Here is a 17,387-nt window from a genome sequence, read left to right on the forward strand (position 1 = left end):
GTATTATCCGCCCGGAGGAGACATCGCGTGAAATTCGTGCTCGGTATCGACGGCGGCGGCACCAGCTGCAGGGCAGCCCTTGCGACAGGCGATGGCGTTGTCATTGGCCGTGCCAAAAGCGGCGCCGCCAACATCCGCACCGATCTCACCGGCGCTCGCACCCACATCGTCGAGGCTGCTCGTCAGGCCTTCATCGCCGCCGGGCAAGATCCGGACCTGATCCCGCAGACACCAGCCATTCTCGGCCTTGCCGGCGCCAATGTCGGCACCTACCGCCAGCAGCTTGAAGCAATCCTGCCGTTCAGCATCAGCCGCGTCGAGACGGACGCCGAGATCGCGCTCGAAGGGGCAGTCGGCTCTGGTGACGGCGCCATGGCCATCCTCGGCACCGGCACCGCCTATATGGCGCGCAAGGGCGGCACGTCGCGCGCCATCGGCGGCTGGGGCTTTCAGGTCGGTGATCAAGGCAGCGGCGCCCGGATCGGCCGCGACCTGCTGGAGCAGACGCTGCTCGCCCATGACGGCGTCCGGCCGCGCTCAGTCCTGACCGACAGCATGATGGGCATTTTCCGCAACAATCCCGAAGACGTGGTCGAGTTCACCACCAATGCCAAGCCCGGCGATTTCGGCGGCTTCGCGCCCAAGGTTTTCGAGCATGCCGAGAAGGGCGACAGCGTCGCCAACTGGATCGTGGACAAGTCGGTTGCCGATGTCGAGGAGTCGCTCCACGCGCTCGACCTCTCTGATGACGCCCCGCTCTGCCTGCTCGGCGGGCTGGCGCCGCTCTATGGGCCGCGCCTTTCCCAGCGCTACCAGGCGCTGGTGAAAGCGCCGCTCGACGATGCGCTGGGCGGCGCCGTGCAGATGGCGGCCCGCATCTTCGCCAAAGCGGAGGCGACGCGATGAGCGACGCCGCCGACCAGATCTTCGCCACGCTGAAGCAGTCGTCGCAGAGCGGCGCCCCGCTCTATCTGCAGCTCAGGAAAAGCATCGAGGACGCCGTCAATCGCGGCCTGATCGGGCCGGGCGATGCGCTGCCTTCCGAGCGCGACATCGCCACCAAGGCCGACATTTCGCGCGTCACCGTGCGCAAGGCGGTGCAGGATCTGGTCAAGGGCGGCATCCTCGTGCAGCGCCACGGCTCCGGCACCTTCGTCGCGCCGCGCATGGAGCGCGTCGAGCAGTCGCTCTCCAGGCTCACTTCATTTACCGAGGACATGGCAAGGCGCGGCATGGCGGTGCGTTCAGCCTGGCTCGATCGCGACCTCTACCCGCCCTCGCCCGACGAGATGATGGTGCTCGGCCTGTCGTCGAACGAGCTGGTGGCGCGCGTGGCGCGCCTGCGCATCGCAAACGACACGCCGCTGGCCATCGAGCGCGCCTCGTTGTCGGCCAGCGTGCTGCCGGATCCGGCCGGGATAGGCTCGTCACTCTATGCGGCGCTGCAACTGACCGGTAACCGGCCGGTGCGGGCGGTGCAGCGCATATCGGCCGCCAATCTCGGCGACGCCGATGCGCGTCTGCTCGAAGTGCCATCCGGCATTGCCGGCCTGCACATCGAACGCATTTCCTATCTCGCGAGCGGCAAGGTGATCGAGTTCACCCGCTCCATCTACCGCGGCGATGCCTATGATTTCGTCGCCGAATTGCGCCTGACAGGGCCGAGCGAAGAGGGCCGACCATGATCCCCAAGACCACCCATATGCGGCGCGAGATCGACGAAATTCCGCAAGCCGTCGCTCGCCTGCTCGATGGCTCGGCGGCGGTGCTGACCGAGGCCGGACGCGGCATTCGCGAGCGCGATCCGAGCTTCGTCGTTACCGTCGCGCGCGGTTCGTCCGACCATGCCGCCACCTTCATGAAATATGCCGTCGAACTGACCGCCGGCCTGGCCGTCGCTTCGGTCGGCCCATCGGTCGCCTCGATCTACGGCGCCAAGCTCAAGCTCGCCGGTTCGGCTTGCCTCGCCATCTCGCAATCCGGCAAAAGCCCTGATATCGTCGCCATGGCCGAGACGGCACGAGCCGGCGGTGCGCTCACCGTCGCCATCACCAACACCGCCGATTCGCCGCTGGCGCGGGCTTCGGATTTTGCCATCGACATTCTGGCCGGCCCCGAGCGCAGCGTCGCGGCGACCAAGACATTCGTCAATTCGGCGGTCGCCGGCCTGGCGCTGATGGCGCATTGCACCGGCGACGACAGACTGCTGGCCGCCCTTGCCCGCCTGCCCGAGCATTTCAGCAAGGCGATCGCCTGCGACTGGATGGCGCTGGCCGGCGCATTGGAGACGCCGCAATCGCTGTTCATCCTGGGACGTGGCCCGTCGGCGGCGATGGCCAACGAGGCGGCGCTGAAATTCAAGGAGACCTGCGGCATGCATGCAGAGGCCTATAGCGCCGCCGAAGTCATGCACGGCCCGCTGGCCCTGGTCGGGCCAGGCTTCCCGGTGCTGGCGCTCGCCGCCCGCGATGCCTCCGAGCCGTCCGTGGCAGAGGCTGCCGACAACCTTGCCGGCAAGGGTGCAGCAGTTTTTGTAACCTCGGACAAAGCCAAGAGCGCGGCGCGGCTGCCGCATGTCGCCACCGGTCATCCCTTGACTGACCCGCTGACGCTGATCGTCTCCTTCTACGGCTTCGTCGAAGCCTTCGCCCGCCATCGCGGCCTCGATCCGGATGTACCGCGCAATCTGCGCAAGGTGACGGAAACCGTATGAGCGACCGTTTTGCCCTGACTGGCGCCCGAATTTTCGATGGCGACGACTGGCATGACAACGCCGCCCTTGTCGTGCACGGCGATGTGGTCGAAGGCATTCATCCCGTCGGCGCCATTCCGTCGGGCGTTGCCCGCATCGACGCCGGGGGCGGCATGCTGGTGCCGGGTTTTGTCGACCTGCAGGTCAATGGCGGCGGCGGCGTCATGCTCAACGACCATCCCGATGTCGCCTCGCTGGCAACAATCTGCCGGGCGCATGCGCCGTTCGGCACGACCGCACTGCTGCCGACGCTGATCACAGATACGCCTGACATCACCGCCGCGGCCATTGCCGCCGGCACCGGGGCGGCACGGCAAAAACTGCCGGGATTTCTCGGCCTGCATCTCGAAGGGCCGCATCTCTCCGTCGCTCGCAAGGGCGCGCATGAACCGGCGCTGATCCGGCCGATGACGGATGCGGATGAAGCGGCGCTGGTCGCGGCACGCAAAAACCTGCCGGTGCTGCTGACGACGATAGCGCCTGAATCCGTCGAGCCTGCCCGCGTTGCGGCCTTGGCCAAGGCCGGTGTGATTGTCAGCCTCGGCCATTCCGACACCGGCTACGCCACGGCCAGAGCCTTTGCCGATGCCGGCGCCAGCGTGGTCACACATCTGTTCAACGCCATGAGCCAGATCGGCAACCGTGAGCCGGGGCTGGCGGGTGCGGCCATCGACATAGGCAGTCTGTCGGCCGGGATCATCGCCGACGGCATCCATGTCGATCCCGCCACCATGGCAATCGCGCTGCGCGCCAAGCAGGGGCCGGGCAGGATCGTGCTGGTCACCGACGCCATGGCGACGATCGGCACCGACATGACGTCGTTCACCCTTAACGGCCGCATCATCTATCGCAAGGATGGCAGCCTGAGGCTGGCCGACGGCACGCTGGCCGGCGCCGATCTCGATATGATCTCGGCCGTCCGCTACATGCACAGGATCGTCGGGCTGGACCTGTCGGAAGCGTTGCGCATGGCCTCGCTCTATCCGGCGCAGGCGGTCGGCCAGGCCCACCGGCTCGGCCGCTTCGCCAATGGCACGGCTGCCGATATCGTCGCTCTGTCGGACGCCCTCGACGTCAACGGCGTCTGGATCGGCGGCGACAAGGTTTTTGCAGGCGCGGACAGTCCGCGCTAAAGTCCACCCATGCATGATGTCGACTGCGTTGTCGCCGGAGCCGGTGTTGTCGGCCTCGCCATTGCCCGCGCGCTGGCGCTGTCGGGCCGCGAGGTGCTGGTGGTCGAGAAGGCCGCAGCCATCGGCACGGGCACCAGTTCGCGCAATTCGGAAGTCATCCATGCCGGGCTTCATTATACGCCGGGCAGCCTGAAGGCCCGTCTCTGCGTCAACGGCCGCGAGCGTCTCTATGCCTATTGCCGCGAGCACGACGTCGCCCATCATCGCACCGGCAAACTGATCGTTGCCGTCGAACCCGACCAGTTGGACAAACTGCAGGCGATCCAGATCAACGCGGCGCAATGCGGAGTCGGTGACCTCAAGCTTTTGACGCGCGCAGAGGCCGAAAGCCTGGAACCGGCGCTGAGCTGCGCCGGCGCGCTGCTGTCGCCGTCGACCGGCATCGTCGACAGCCAGGCGCTGATGCTGTCATTGCGTGGAGACGCGGAAGCGGCCGGCGCATCTTTCGCCTTGCTCACCGTTGTCTCAGGCGCGAGCATCGAAGCCGACGGCATCCGGATCGACACGCGCGACGCCGATGGCGAGGGTTTCACCTTGAAGACCGGCGCCTTCATCAACGCCGCCGGCCTCGACGCGCAGGCGCTCGCCGGCCGCATCGAAGGCCTCCCGCAAGACCGTGTTCCGCCGCTGTGGCTGGCGCGCGGCAATTATTTCGCGCTTTCCGGTCGCTCGCCCTTTTCGCGGCTGATCTATCCGGTGCCAGTCCATGGCGGCCTCGGCGTGCATCTGACCCTCGACATGTCGGGGAGCGCGCGCTTTGGCCCGGATGTCGAATGGATCGATCGCGTCGACTATACCGTCGATCCCGCACGAGGCGATGCCTTCTACGACGAAATCAGGCGCTACTGGTCCGGCCTGGCGGACGGCGCCCTGCAACCGGCATATGCCGGCGTCAGGCCGAAACTGTCCGGTCCAGGCCAGCCGGCCGCCGACTTCGTCATCCGGGGACCGGCTGACCACGGGGGCGGTCAGATCGTGAATCTGTTCGGCATCGAGAGCCCTGGCCTTACCGCCAGCCTCGCCATCGCAGAACATGTCGTTGGGCTTTTATATCAGCAATGACGGGCGTTTCCTGAAACGTCGGGCAGGCGCATACCATGAAACCTTTTGATATGGAGGTCGTTGTCGGGGCATATGTCCGAGGCAAAACCCAAATCGAAACCGGCCGACGGCATCGAAGCGCGCGATGCCACGAAGTCGCGTCGGGAAAAGCCGTCACGGCAAACGCGCGGAGATGGACCGCGCGAGGGCACGCCGCGCGAGAAAAAAGCATCGGCCGCCGAAGCCGCGTCCGAGCCCGTTGGCGAGGCTGCGCCGCCGCCGGATGCCGTCGAACCCGATCCCAAGCTGACGCCGGAGCAGGCCGAGCAGGCGCGCAAGAAATATCTGCTGCGGCGTTTCTGGATCAGCGGGCGCGGCTATTGGGGGAGGCATGGCGACAAGCTCGCCTGGCCTTTGACGATCGGAGTGCTGCTGCTGATCTGCATCAACATCGGTTTCCAGTATGGCATCAACGTCTGGAACCGCTCGATGTTCGATGCCCTCGAGCAGCGCAACGCCCGCACGGTCTATCTCCTCAGCGCCGTATTCGTGCCGCTGGTGATCTGCAGCGGCAGCCTTGTCGTCGCGCAGGTCTACCTGCGCATGACGATCCAGCGCCGCTGGCGTTCCTGGCTGACCACCGGGGTCGTCGCGCGCTGGCTGGCAAACGGCCGCTACTACCAGCTGAACCTCGTGGGCGGCGACCACCAGAACCCCGAGGCCCGCATGACCGAGGATCTGCGCATCGCCACCGAGTCGCCGGTCGATTTCACCGCCGGCGTCCTCAACGCGTTCCTGTCGGCCTCGACCTTTATCGTCGTGCTGTGGACCATCGGCGGCGCGCTCACCCTGCCGATCGGCCGTGAGAGCATCACCATTCCCGGCTTTCTGGTCATCACCGCGATCATCTATGCCGCCATCACCTCGACCTCGATGGTGGTCATCGGCCGCGATTTCGTCCAGCTCTCCGAGCGGAAGAACCAGGCGGAGGCCGAACTGCGCTACACGCTGACGCGCGTGCGCGAAAACGGCGAGAGCATCGCCTTGCTGGGAGGCGAGGACGAGGAGCGCAGCGGCATCGACAGAAATTTCGGCCACGTGCTGAGGCAATGGGCTCTGCTGACCGGACAGCACATGCGCACGGCGGCGGTGTCGCAGGGATCGAGCCTGTTTGCGCCGGTCGTGCCGATCCTTTTGTGCGCGCCAAAATTCCTCGAAGGCTCGATGACGCTTGGCGAGGTGATGCAGGCGGCGTCTGCCTTTGGCATCGTGCAAGGCGCGTTCGGCTGGCTGGTCGACAACTATCCGCGCCTTGCCGACTGGAACGCCTCCGCGCGGCGCATTGCCTCGCTGATGATGTCGCTAGACGGGCTCGAGCGCGCCGAGCAGAGCGATGCGCTCGGACGCATCAACCGAGGCGAAGCCGAAGACGGCGCCATCCTCAGCCTCGACAATCTTTCCGTGACACTCGACGACGGCACCTCCGTGGTCAAGGAAACCGAGGTCGTGATCGAGCCGGGCGAGCGGGTGCTGGTTTCAGGCGAATCCGGTTCAGGCAAGTCGACGCTGGTGCGGGCCGTCGCGGGCCTGTGGCCATGGGGCGGCGGCAGCGTCAATTTCCACACCGACAGGCGCCTGTTCATGCTGCCGCAACGCCCCTACATCCCTTCCGGAACGCTTCGCCGCGCGGTCGCCTATCCCGCGGCGGCGGACAAGTGGACCATCAAGCAAATCAAGGCTGCCCTCGACAAGGTGGGGCTTGGCTATCTCACCGGCAGGATCAAGGAAGAGGCGCCATGGGACCAGACGCTGTCGGGCGGCGAAAAGCAACGCCTCGCCTTCGCGCGCCTGCTGCTGCATCGCCCCGATATCGTGGTGCTGGATGAAGCGACTTCGGCGCTCGACGAGAAGAGCCAGGACACGATGATGTTGACGGTGATCCGCGAACTGCCTGACGTCACCATCATCAGCGTGGCGCATCGTGCGGAGCTCGAAGCCTTCCACAGCCGCAAGATCACCCTGGAGCGGCGCGAGGGCGGCGCCAAGCTCGTCAGCGACGTCGACCTCATCCCGCGCAAGCGCAAACGCAGCCTGCTGAACCGCGCTTTGTGGGGTTCCAGCACTCGGGTGAAAAAGCCGCGCAGGTAAAAGGCGCCACTGCCGAACCGCGAACAGATGTCCAGGCGAAGCGCTTGGGCAAAGACATTAGCCGGCTATGGATTAGCCGTAGAGACCCTTGTAGGTCTCGCGCAGCAGGTTCTTCTGCACCTTGCCCATCGTGTTGCGCGGCAGCTCATCGACGAAGATCACCTGCTTCGGGTGCTTGTATTTGGCCAGCTGGCCGGCAATGGCGCCAACGATCTCGGCCCCGGTGATCTGCGATGCCGGCGCCCGCACCACGACAGCGGTGACGCCTTCGCCGAAATCGGGATGGGCAATTCCGATGACGGCACTTTCCAAGACGCCGGCAACGGCGTCGATCTCGCTCTCGATCTCCTTGGGATAGATGTTGTAGCCGCCGGAGATAATGAGATCCTTGCCGCGGCCGACGATGTGGACGTAGCCGTCCGCGTCGATGATGCCGAGGTCGCCGGTGATGAAGAAGCCGTCCTTGCGAAACTCCGCCTTGGTTTTTTCCGGCATGCGCCAATAGCCGGAAAAGACATTCGGACCTTTGACCTCGATCATGCCGACTTCACCCTGGCCAAGCGCATCGCCGCTGTCAGGGTCGGCGATGCGCAGCGAAACGCCGGGCAGCGGGAAGCCGACCGTGCCGGCCCGACGCTCGCCCTCATAGGGGTTCGACGTGTTCATGTTGGTCTCGGTCATGCCGTAGCGCTCGAGAATGGCGTGGCCGGTGCGCTCGCGCCAGGCGTTGTGCGTTTCGGCGAGCAGCGGCGCCGAGCCGGAAACGAACAGGCGGATGTTCTTCGCCGCCTGGGCATCCAGCCCGTCCTGCTGCAGGAGCCTGGTATAGAAGGTCGGCACCCCCATCAGCACTGTCGCGCGGGGCAAGAGCGAGACGATGCGGCCGGCGTCGAATTTCTGCTCGAACAGCATCGAGGCGCCGGCCATCAGGGTGACGTTGGTGGCGACGAACAGGCCGTGCGTGTGGAAGATCGGCAGGGCATGGATCAGCACGTCATCCCCGGTGAAACGCCATTGCTCGACCAGCACGCGCGCATTGGAGGCCAGGTTTTCGTGGCTGAGCATGGCGCCCTTGGAGCGTCCGGTGGTGCCCGATGTGTAAAGGATTGCGGCCAGATCGTTCGGCCCGCGCGCCACGGCGTCGAAATCCGTGGGCTGTTGTGCCGCCAGTTCGGTCAGCGAGCCCTCACCATTGCTGCCAAGCGTGACGGTGGCAGCACCCGACGCCTGCGCCAACGGCGCGATAGCGCCGGCGCGGGCCGGGTCGCAGACGACCAGCCGCGGCTCGGCATCCCCGAAGAAATAGCCGAGTTCGGCCAGCGTGTAGGCGGTGTTGAGCGGCAGGAAGACCGCGCCGGCGCGCAGGCAGGCGAGGTAAAGGAAAATGCATTCGGGGCTTTTTTCGACCTGCACGGCAACGCGGTCGCCAGGCTCGACGCCGAAATGCCTCAGCGCATGTGCCAGCTGTGCCGATTGCGCCAGCATGTCGCGATAGGCGATCGCGCGTCCGTCATCGGTCGCCATCAGGATGCGCTCGGAGGCTGAAATCCGGCTGCGGAACGCGTCGAACAGGTGATTGGTCATGCGCCTTCCCTAGAGCATGATGCCGAAAAGTGTGAAGCGGTTTTCGGAGGACATGCTCTACCCTTTGATTTAGCCGGATGATTTCAGGTCGATTCGGCCTGAAATCATCCGGCTCTAGCGCATGGCCTTGGAACAAAGGAAACGATTTCGCCTCCGTCCGGCAAAAACGTGAAATCGGGTTTGCCGCCGATCAGATGAAGGCAAGCGGACTTGGATAGCGGGCGATTTTGGATAGCGGGCGGATTTTGGATAGCGGACCGGAAGCGCTTCTATCTGCGGCTGCGCAGCGCCTTGGTGGCGCTCACGCGTGGATCGCCGCTGTCGTTGAAGCGCTCCATGCACATGGCTGCCGTCAGACGGTAGTGGTTGAGGAGGGCTTCAACGGCGCCGTCGGCATCGCCATCCACCGTGCGCTCCGCAATCAGCCGATGTTCACTGATTTCGTCGCGCTCGCTGCCGTCCTGGGAGATCAGCCGGTAACGGGAGGCCTGATCCGAAAGCTGGTCGCAAAAGCCGGTCAGCCAATGCGAGCGGCAGCCTGCGATCAGTGCCCGATGGAAGGCGCGGTGCAGCTTTTCCCATTCCGGATTGTTCGAGGACGGATCCTCCGGCAAGCGGCGCGGGGCACGCGCCAGGCGATGCAAGGCCAGCACGAGCTGCTCTTCCCATTCGCCGGTGCGGTTGGCAATGGATTCACGCAGCGCCCGCTCTTCCAGCCAGCAGCGGGTGCGCGTCAATTCCTCGAGTTCCGGGGCACTGACCGGCATGATGAAGAAACCGCGCTGGTCGTGGCGGCCGAGCAGGCCTTCCGAAGCAAGTCGGTTGAGGGCCTCGCGAACCGGTGAGGCGCCGGCGCCGTAACGGGAAACCACCCATTCGACACGAAGCTTGCTTTCACTTTCAAACACGCCGCGCAGGAGATCGTCGCGAAGCTGTTGATAGACCGTACTAGCGAGTGTGCTCTTGGGTCCCGCGCCTTCGCTCACATCGGCAGATCCGTAGGTCAATATGACTCCTGTAGCTCTCCCATGCTCCGCTAGCCCGTTCGCGAAGCAAACGATTTCCCCTTGTAAATTTACTGTAACTCCTAAGGCATCCGCCCCTCAAGCGAAAGATCACGATATTCGACTTAAAGAGGAAGGTTGACCGCATCTTATCCGCCGGAAGTAACTAAAATCGTGAAAAACTTGTTCTTCTGAAGAAAGTTTGTCTGCCAGCATGGCAGGTGCCCTCGAGAAACAGCTTCGAGATCCCGAATACGGATAATTTTTTCTTAACGCGCGTCATGCCGCCGGATTGACCTCTCCCCGCATGCAGATCCCTTCGGCAGTTATCCACTAGATTTATGGGCCAAAACTAGTGCCGGATGCCGCGATCCTGTCGCTTGCCGCGATGCCCTTGCGGCTGCCACCCGTTGACGGCTTTTTGGGAGATCGAAGGATCAGGCAGGGAGATCAGGCCGAGGAGAACCGACCAGCCGGGAACTTGCCCTGGAACTGATGTCAGCCGGCAGCCCGGTCGGCCGCGGTTCGGATGGCTTCTATATTGGCCCGGTAGGCTTCGACGCTGCCGCCCTTGAAGATGGCGGCGCCCGCCACCAGCACATCGGCACCGGCTGATGTGACCAGGTGGGCGGTTTCCGGCGACACGCCGCCGTCGATCTCGATGCGAATCGGCCGGTTGCCGATCAGCGCTTTCACCCGCTTGACCTTGTCGACCATGGCCGGGATGAAGGCCTGGCCGCCAAAGCCCGGATTGACGGTCATGATCAGGATCAGGTCAAGCCGGTCGAGCACATATTCGATCGCACTTTCCGGCGTCGCCGGATTGAGCGATACGCCAGCCTTCTTGCCGAGATCCTTGATGGTCTGAAGCGAGCGGTCGAGATGCGGCCCGGCCTCGGCATGCACGGTCATGCCGTCGCAGCCGGCATCGGCAAAGGCGGCCAGATAAGGATCGGCCGGCGCAATCATCAAATGGCAGTCGAAAAAGGCCTTGGTGCGGTTGCGGATGGCCTTGATCACCGGCGGGCCGAAGGTGATGTTGGGCACGAAATGCCCGTCCATCACGTCGAGATGAATCCAGTCGGCGCCGGCCGCCGCCACCGCCTCGACCTCGTCGCCGAGCTTCGAGAAATCCGACGCCAGCACCGATGGCGCGATCAGGGTCTTCCTGCTCATGATGCGGCCCCTTTGGGCGCCCTGTTTGCGGGCGCGGCCTTGACGACTGCTAGAGCAATTCCAGGAAAAGTGGGAACGGCTTTCCGTCCGGAATTGCGTGAAAACAAAGAGATAGAGCGGTTCGGCGTTTCCACGAAACGATGAACTGCTCTAGACCATGATCCCGAAAAGGGAAAGTCGGTATTTGCTGCGCCCGGCAGCGGGTTCGGCGAATACCTGGCCGCCCGATCGCCGCAGCGCGCCCAAGGAAAACCCCGCCGGATCGCTCCGACGGGGCTCTGAATTTTGACTCGTATCCAGATCCTATGGCTTGAAGTTGGCCGCCGGATCCCTTTGCGGCTGTACCTGCGTCTGCGGCGTGCGCTTCGGTATGAACTGCTGAAGGACACCTGGATTGAGCAACAGGGTCGGATCGAGCGACGGCTGCTGCCGGATGGCTCTGCAGTTCGGGAACCGACCAACGGTGCCTTCGGGGCAGCGCCGCCTGATGATCGGCACGCACTGGCCGCCGACCATCTGCGAGCCCGGGGCGCAGTCTCCCACCTGCGGCCTCGGCTTGCGGCATGCGCCGTCGATCACCTGGGTGCCGCGCGGGCAAACACACTCGCCGCGCTTGTTGTGCACCTGGCCGCGTATGTCGCACTGTTCCAGCACAGGCTTCTTCTGCCGGCAGGCATTGCCTTGCACCTCGGTACCCCGCGGGCAGACACAATTGCCGTTGGCGTCGTGGACCTGGCCGCGGATCGAGCACTGCTCGGGCTTCGGCCGGATCGGCCGGCAGACCTTGCCCCTGACTTCTGTGCCGTCCGGGCAGACGCAATCGCCATTGGCGTTTTGGATCTGACCACGGATCGAGCATTGTTCAGGCTTTGGCCGGATCGGCCGGCAGGCTCCATTGCGCACCTCTGTCCCACGCGGGCAGACACAATCGCCATCGGCGTCATGAACCTGGCCGCGTATGCCGCACTGCTCGGGCTTCTGCTTGTCGCGCACGCAGGCATTTGCCTGTCGGTCGAGATGCGTACCTTCCGGGCAGTAGCAGCCATTGCCGTCCGACGTCGGGACCGAACCGGGGATGGTGCAGCCAGGCTTGTCGGTCTTGACGCAAGCGCCGTTCTCAAGCTCGGTTCCGCGCGGGCAGACACAGCGTCCATCCTCGGTGCGGATCTGGCCCTTGAGCAGCACGCAGGGCCTCGGATCCTTCGGCTGGATGATGACGCCGCCGTCGGGCGAGCACTGGCCGTTGCGGAACGCCGTGCCTTCCGGACACACGCACCGGCCGGCATCGTTCATGACGAAGCCTGGCGAGCATTCCTTCTTCACCTCGCGCTTGATGGTGAACGGATGGCAGGCATAGGCCTTGCCGCGATCGCCCTGGACGTTGGTCAGGTCGCCGGGCAGTACGTCGCCGCCGCCTTGCACCCTGGTGTCGGGAGACAAGACGCCGACGCAGTTCTGGCCGCTGACGTTGCCCCGCAGATTGACCAAGGGAGCGTCGGGAAGGACCACGGTGACCTTGTGCACATGGCTTTCCCCGGCGCCGAGCGTCAGGTTGGCAATGCAGGTCAACGGCAAGGTCGTCGGTTCGGGCGAGCAGCCGAAGGGCGGTTCGATCGAGGTGATCGCGACGCCTTGCAGCCGCCCCAGCCCGTCCACCCCGATCGCATCGCCGATGCGGACCGGACCGGAGAAGGCGGTCTGGCCATCATTGGTGATGGTGATCTCGAACGAGCAGGGTTGCCCCGGCTGGCACTCGGCATCGCCGGTCTTCTTGACGCTGATGGTGGACGTGCCGCCGCCCTTGGCGCAGGCCTGGCCGATCGGGTAGACGACGTCGTCTCCAGGGGCCGGGCCGTATGAGCCGCGTGCGCAGTTCTCGAACGCGCCATTGGCCAAGACCGTCACGTCGAAGTGCCTGGAGGTTCCGGGCGTCATCGCGGCGCCGGGTATCTGGCATGACAGCGCATTGGCCGGAACCGCTCCGCAGGCCCATTCCGCACCGTCGGGTGTGACGGTCTGGATCTGGACCGGCGCGCCACCCGATATCAGCGTGGCAGCATCGTTGACCCGCACCGGACCGGTGGGGGCAGAGGTGCCAAGGCTGATGACGGTGATGCGGCAGGAAACCACCGCCGCACCGGCGAGCGAGCCATTGCAGACCTTGGTGATGCGTAGGGTCGGCTTGCCGCCATTGGGATGACGGAAGCGTTCCTTGGCGCAGGCCTTGTTGTTGGTGAGGTCGACCTCACCGGAGACGGGCTTCAGCGCCGCGCAGTTCTCGACCGAATCCGACTGGTAGCCGGCCGGCATGACCGCCCTGACGACGATCGGCGTCGATGCGCCCGGCATCAGCACGATGCCGGCATTGTCGCAGCGGAACTGGCCGGGACCGTTCGGTCCGCATGTCCAGGGCGGAGACGGGCCGAAGGTCGAAGAGGCCGGCGCGCCGCCCGGGTAATTGTCGACAACCGTCAACGGCCCATTATAGGGGACGCTGCCATTGTTGATGATGTCGATCACGAAGTAGCAGATGCCGTCGGGCGTGCAGACCGGGATGCGGGCACGCTTCTTCAGGATCAAGTCGACCTTCTTGTCGACTGGGGGCCGGCAATCGCGGTCGCGGTCGCCACGCCGGCAGATCGGGATCGAGGCACAGCCGCGATCGTTCTGCTGGCTGCCGAACAGCGGCTTGCCGCTGGCGCCGTAATTATAGGTGGCGCAGTTGCGCAACGCGCTGCCTTGCCAACCACCCGCCGGCTTGAAGCCGAGCTTGAGGTTGATGGAGGCCCCCGGATTGAGCGTGGTCACCGGATAGGTGCACGTCATCGGGGTCACGCCGGGCATGCATACCCAGGGCGGGTTGGGCCCTGAATCCAGAGTCGAGCCGGCCGGCAGCGTCACCTCGTCGAGCACGATCTTGCCGTGATACGGCCCGTCGCCGACATTGGTGACCTTGATGGTGAAGTCGCAGCCGCCGCCCATCGTGCAACGCGTCACGTCGGCGCGTTTCTCGACCTTGAGGTCCGGTTCCTTGTCCTTGGGGGGACATCTCAAGTCACGCGGGATGACGATGTCGATGGTCTGCGTGCAGCATAGTCCCCAACCCTCCTTCGGGCCGGCATAGGTCTCGATGCCGGTGACGATGAGGTGGATGACGTCGCCGGGCGATGCACCGACGATCTTCCAGTTCAGCACACCGCCGCCCGCCGGCACCAATTGCGTGTCGGGGATGATGGTGATGCCTGGGGTCGTCGTCGATACCTGCACCCATTTGCCGCCCATCTCCGGGCCGACAGGCATGTGGTAGATGAACGCGCCGCCGCCTTGCACGCAATCGACCGTGCCGCGCTCCACCTTGAAACATTCCCGGTCGGGAGGCGGAGGCCGCTTGTCACAGTTGGTGAGGTCGATCTTGATCGAGGTCTTGGCCCCGGTCTTGTAGTCGCCGTCGTCGGGCTTGCCCGGATCCTGCGACGGGATGATGGCCCCCGTGCCGACGCCCGGCGTCACCTTGATCATGCCCTGGTTGTCGACGATGGTCGGCGAAGGAAACGCCGCATGGTCGATCTTGGCGGTGATCTTGAAATTGATGACGCGTTCATTGCCAGCCCCAGCGCCGTCGAGATCGGTGGTGGAAATCCGGAAATCGGAAACCCTTGCCGTATCGTTCGGATTAGCCGAGGTGCTGATTGTCGCACCCGGCAGCGGTCCGCCAGACGCATCCGTGCCGTCGCCGGACACGTTGACGTTGACGATCGCAAGACCGTGCGGAAGCTGATCCTTGAAGTCGAGTTGGAGTTTCTTCAGCCTGGCCGAAAAGCTTGGGTCGGCAAAGCCTTGCGAGTCGCCGCGCAGGCCAAAGCTCAGGGAGTAGACGACGTAGTCGCAGCTCCTCTGTGTGCCTGTTTTGGTGAAGAACGGCACGATCCGTTCCGGCCTCGGATTGACGATTTTTGAATTGTCTAGGTCGAGCCGCAGTTCCGGAGTGATCGGGACTGCATCTTCGGCGTGGCTTGCCACAGGGGTGAACATGGCGACCGCGATACCGGCCGCCATCAGCCAGCGCGCGCCGCGCCTGGCATATGACAGGGGTTTCATGATGGTCTCCATGACGTTGGATTGACTGCTGTTCGCGGTCGGGGAAAGTGCGAGATTTTTCATCTTCCCCTCCTCAACGTTCGCAGCTGACGGCTGGGGTTCTGAGCGGCAAAGTCATCTTGCAGCAAGGGTAGTAGCCACCCTTGTCCTTGTCGGACTGCCTGTAGAAGCAAAGTCCAACATCGACTCTGTCGCCCGGAGAATGGCCGGTGATGTCGACCGTGTAAGGCTTACCGGGAGCATGCGACTGGGGTGATGTCACCCCGACGCCTGGTGTCATGGACTGGACCTTGATCGAATCGCCGCCAAAGCCGGCATGGTCATGGAGATAGAGGTCGGCCTGGAGGCCGCGAGGCGTGCAGTAGAACTGAACATCCTCGACATCGATGCACGGAGGCAGATCGCCGGGCGGTGGGAAGCCCGGCGGATAGAACGGCGGCAGATAACCGCCTGGGATCTCTTCATAATAGCCGGCACGGCCGTCGCAGGGGTGCCAGACCTCGACGTCGCCGACATGGCCTTCCACTTCTGGGTCTTCGAAATAGCCGTCGAAGTCGACGAACCACGAGCCGAAAGGCGGCACGTTGGCCGGCTTGACCAACGGCGTCGGCGTGATCTGCACGCCGTGCACGGCAAGCGGCCCGCCGGCGGCGAGCTGGTCGGCAAGTGTCGGGTTGTCGCGCAGCTTGTCGCCGGTGTTGACCAGCGTGTCGGTGCACACGCCGGTGTCGAGATTGCCGTCGGCGTCATAGCCATATTGCAGGTCGAGCCCACCGGCCGACTGCCGGTTGCCTTGCGGGAAGCCGACTGCATATTCCTGCGGCTCTTCCACCCAGACCGATTCCGTCGCCGGATCGTCCGGGTTTTCGCGCCAGTAGCGGATGACCTCGCCCTTGCCGGAATCGGCGAACTGGCTGTAATCGTAGCGATTCTCGACCGGGCCGCGCTGCGCCAGATACATGAAGCCCTGGTTGTCGAAGGCGATGTCGGTGACGGCGTAGTCCTTGTCGGCCTTGACCGTCAGCTCCCAGCGCGGATCACCGGCAAAGCTGCCATCGCGGGCAATGCCAACCGACCAGATCTCGGCCTTTTCGCCGACCGAATAATAGAGCCGGCCGCCATGATAGGCGACGGACCAGACGCGGCGTTCGTCCTGCGTGTAGCCCCATGTGTCGGGGTCTTCCGAGTCGAAGGCAGCACCCTGTATGTCCATCACCGCACCGTCATCGGCGACGGGAGCCAGCCCATGCGCCGGCCGCCCGGCAACGCCGTGATCGAATGTGTCGATCAGCGTGCCGTTGGCGTCGAGGCGGTGGATGAAGCCCGTGTCGAGGTCGCTGGCGAAGAACTCGCGGTGATTGCTGTCGAAGCTGATGTCGCCGATGCCGGAACCGCTGTTGGTGTCAATGTCGGCGAATTTGGAGACCGCGCCGGTGATGCCGTCGATCTTCCAGATCGTGCCCGGACCGCCACCGCTTTCGGTGCCGAACTGGCCGTCCATGAAGACGGCGCCTGCGGTTCCGCGGCGCTGTCGCTCGGGCCGACCGTCGGCATCTTCGTCCGGGGTGACGATACGGATGCCGTGCAGCGAGGTCGCGCCGGCATAGAGGTTGGGGACGCCCGTGGGAACGCCGTCGCGCACACCGTCATCATAGGTAATGGCGAACACCTGGCCGATCTGTTCGGCCGTCACCTCGAAAGACGGCGGCGTGTAGACGAGCTGGCCGGAAGCCGGTCCGCCGAGCGCCGAAACGTCGAAGACGCGCAAGGTGGCGCGCGTCGTGTCGATGAAGGTTTCGTCGACCGGGTCGACGCCGGGCGGCAGCCCCCCCCTTTCGGAATCGGCAGAGTCGAAATTGGGAATGACGGTGCCGGAAAATCCGGTGACCGCCATCGAGCCGGGATAGATGATCTGGGTTTCCTGCGCTTGGGCGGCTGTGTCCAACCAGAGCGTGGCGCTCAGCGCCAGGGCAAGCAAACCGCCGGCCAGATGGAGCGAACGGCGCAAACCGCCGCTTGGAGACGACATGGACGCGCCGCGATCGCAGGACATAAAACTCCCCCCGAAGTTTTCGGGAGGAACATCCGGTCCGGCCGCGCGAAACAGGGCAAGGCGCGGCGTTCCGGCACGTTCGTCCCTGATCGAATTGTCTGCTTTCCTCATCTTCACGATACGCCTGCTCCTGCGCAGGGTCAACGGAATCAGCCGAAAGCCCAGCGCATCGACTCCATCCCGAAGGCGGTGGTCGCGCTGAGCTTGCGTTGGTCCCGGAGACCGTGGAGCCTCTGGGGTCCTGGTCATGGGGGCATCCTTTCCGGCCCGCACCATGCGGCGCCTGGTCGTCAGTCGCAGGCTGAAGCGGAAAGGTTCATGCAAAACGGCGGCCGGGT

Annotated in this window: 11 protein-coding genes; 6 read left to right on the top strand and 5 right to left on the bottom strand. The window is 64.6% G+C overall.

Annotated features, from left to right (window positions below):
- The first annotated feature begins 27 nt into the window (after positions 1-27).
- The 6 genes from NKI05_RS20215 to NKI05_RS20240 all read left to right on the top strand — a co-directional run bounded on the left by NKI05_RS20215 (position 28) and on the right by NKI05_RS20240 (position 7,134).
- The gene (locus NKI05_RS20215; RefSeq protein ID WP_023702502.1) at positions 28-906 is read left to right on the top strand and encodes a glucosamine kinase nucleotide-binding domain-containing protein; all 879 of its coding nucleotides are present in this window, start codon (positions 28-30) and stop codon (positions 904-906) included.
- Entirely contained in the window at positions 903-1,685 is a 783-nt protein-coding gene (locus NKI05_RS20220) for a GntR family transcriptional regulator (RefSeq protein WP_023696933.1), read from the top strand. The genes NKI05_RS20215 and NKI05_RS20220 overlap by 4 nt, the downstream gene beginning before the upstream one ends.
- Positions 1,682-2,713: an SIS domain-containing protein gene (locus NKI05_RS20225; RefSeq protein ID WP_023684262.1), complete on the top strand. Its 1,032-nt coding sequence runs from the start codon at positions 1,682-1,684 to the stop codon at positions 2,711-2,713. Before NKI05_RS20220 ends, NKI05_RS20225 begins: the two co-directional genes overlap by 4 nt.
- Entirely contained in the window at positions 2,710-3,885 is a 1,176-nt protein-coding gene (gene nagA, locus NKI05_RS20230; RefSeq protein ID WP_023806186.1) for an N-acetylglucosamine-6-phosphate deacetylase, read from the top strand. Before NKI05_RS20225 ends, nagA begins: the two co-directional genes overlap by 4 nt.
- A gap of 9 nt (positions 3,886-3,894) precedes the next feature.
- Positions 3,895-5,007, top strand: coding sequence for an NAD(P)/FAD-dependent oxidoreductase (locus NKI05_RS20235; protein ID WP_023746600.1), 1,113 nt, complete (start codon positions 3,895-3,897; stop codon positions 5,005-5,007).
- Positions 5,008-5,079: 72 nt separating this feature from the next.
- Entirely contained in the window at positions 5,080-7,134 is a 2,055-nt protein-coding gene (locus NKI05_RS20240; RefSeq protein ID WP_023816378.1) for an ABC transporter ATP-binding protein/permease, read from the top strand.
- 72 nt (positions 7,135-7,206) lie between these two features.
- On the opposite strand, the gene NKI05_RS20245 is transcribed toward NKI05_RS20240, so the two are convergent.
- The 5 genes from NKI05_RS20245 to NKI05_RS20265 form a co-directional block, all read right to left on the bottom strand.
- Positions 7,207-8,718: a malonate--CoA ligase gene (locus tag NKI05_RS20245; protein ID WP_031205885.1), complete on the bottom strand. Its 1,512-nt coding sequence runs from the start codon at positions 8,716-8,718 to the stop codon at positions 7,207-7,209.
- A 269-nt stretch (positions 8,719-8,987) separates the two neighbouring features.
- Positions 8,988-9,725 carry a GntR family transcriptional regulator gene (locus tag NKI05_RS20250; RefSeq protein ID WP_023694237.1) on the bottom strand — a complete coding sequence of 246 codons (738 nt, stop codon included), beginning with the start codon at positions 9,723-9,725 and terminating at the stop codon, positions 8,988-8,990.
- Positions 9,726-10,220: 495 nt separating this feature from the next.
- Complete coding sequence (gene rpe, locus NKI05_RS20255; protein ID WP_023689949.1) at positions 10,221-10,898, bottom strand: ribulose-phosphate 3-epimerase; 678 nt, start codon at positions 10,896-10,898, stop codon at positions 10,221-10,223.
- A gap of 303 nt (positions 10,899-11,201) precedes the next feature.
- Positions 11,202-15,059 carry a DUF7929 domain-containing protein gene (locus tag NKI05_RS20260; protein WP_023816365.1) on the bottom strand — a complete coding sequence of 1,286 codons (3,858 nt, stop codon included), beginning with the start codon at positions 15,057-15,059 and terminating at the stop codon, positions 11,202-11,204.
- A 10-nt stretch (positions 15,060-15,069) separates the two neighbouring features.
- Positions 15,070-17,325, bottom strand: coding sequence for an NHL repeat-containing protein (locus tag NKI05_RS20265; RefSeq protein WP_031205889.1), 2,256 nt, complete (start codon positions 17,323-17,325; stop codon positions 15,070-15,072).
- Positions 17,326-17,387: the final 62 nt, after the last annotated feature.

Source organism: Mesorhizobium sp. M0771 (assembly GCF_040320155.1).
Classification (GTDB): domain Bacteria; phylum Pseudomonadota; class Alphaproteobacteria; order Rhizobiales; family Rhizobiaceae; genus Mesorhizobium.

Coding starts and splice junctions, on each gene's coding strand:
- NKI05_RS20220 (WP_023696933.1), top strand. CDS start 903: ATGAGCGACGCCGCCGACCAGATCTTCGCCACGCTGAAGCAGTCGTCG.
- NKI05_RS20225 (WP_023684262.1), top strand. CDS start 1,682: ATGATCCCCAAGACCACCCATATGCGGCGCGAGATCGACGAAATTCCG.
- nagA (WP_023806186.1), top strand. CDS start 2,710: ATGAGCGACCGTTTTGCCCTGACTGGCGCCCGAATTTTCGATGGCGAC.
- NKI05_RS20235 (WP_023746600.1), top strand. CDS start 3,895: ATGCATGATGTCGACTGCGTTGTCGCCGGAGCCGGTGTTGTCGGCCTC.
- NKI05_RS20240 (WP_023816378.1), top strand. CDS start 5,080: ATGTCCGAGGCAAAACCCAAATCGAAACCGGCCGACGGCATCGAAGCG.
- NKI05_RS20245 (WP_031205885.1), bottom strand. CDS start 8,718: ATGACCAATCACCTGTTCGACGCGTTCCGCAGCCGGATTTCAGCCTCC.
- rpe (WP_023689949.1), bottom strand. CDS start 10,898: ATGAGCAGGAAGACCCTGATCGCGCCATCGGTGCTGGCGTCGGATTTC.
- NKI05_RS20260 (WP_023816365.1), bottom strand. CDS start 15,059: ATGAAAAATCTCGCACTTTCCCCGACCGCGAACAGCAGTCAATCCAAC.
- NKI05_RS20265 (WP_031205889.1), bottom strand. CDS start 17,325: ATGGTGCGGGCCGGAAAGGATGCCCCCATGACCAGGACCCCAGAGGCT.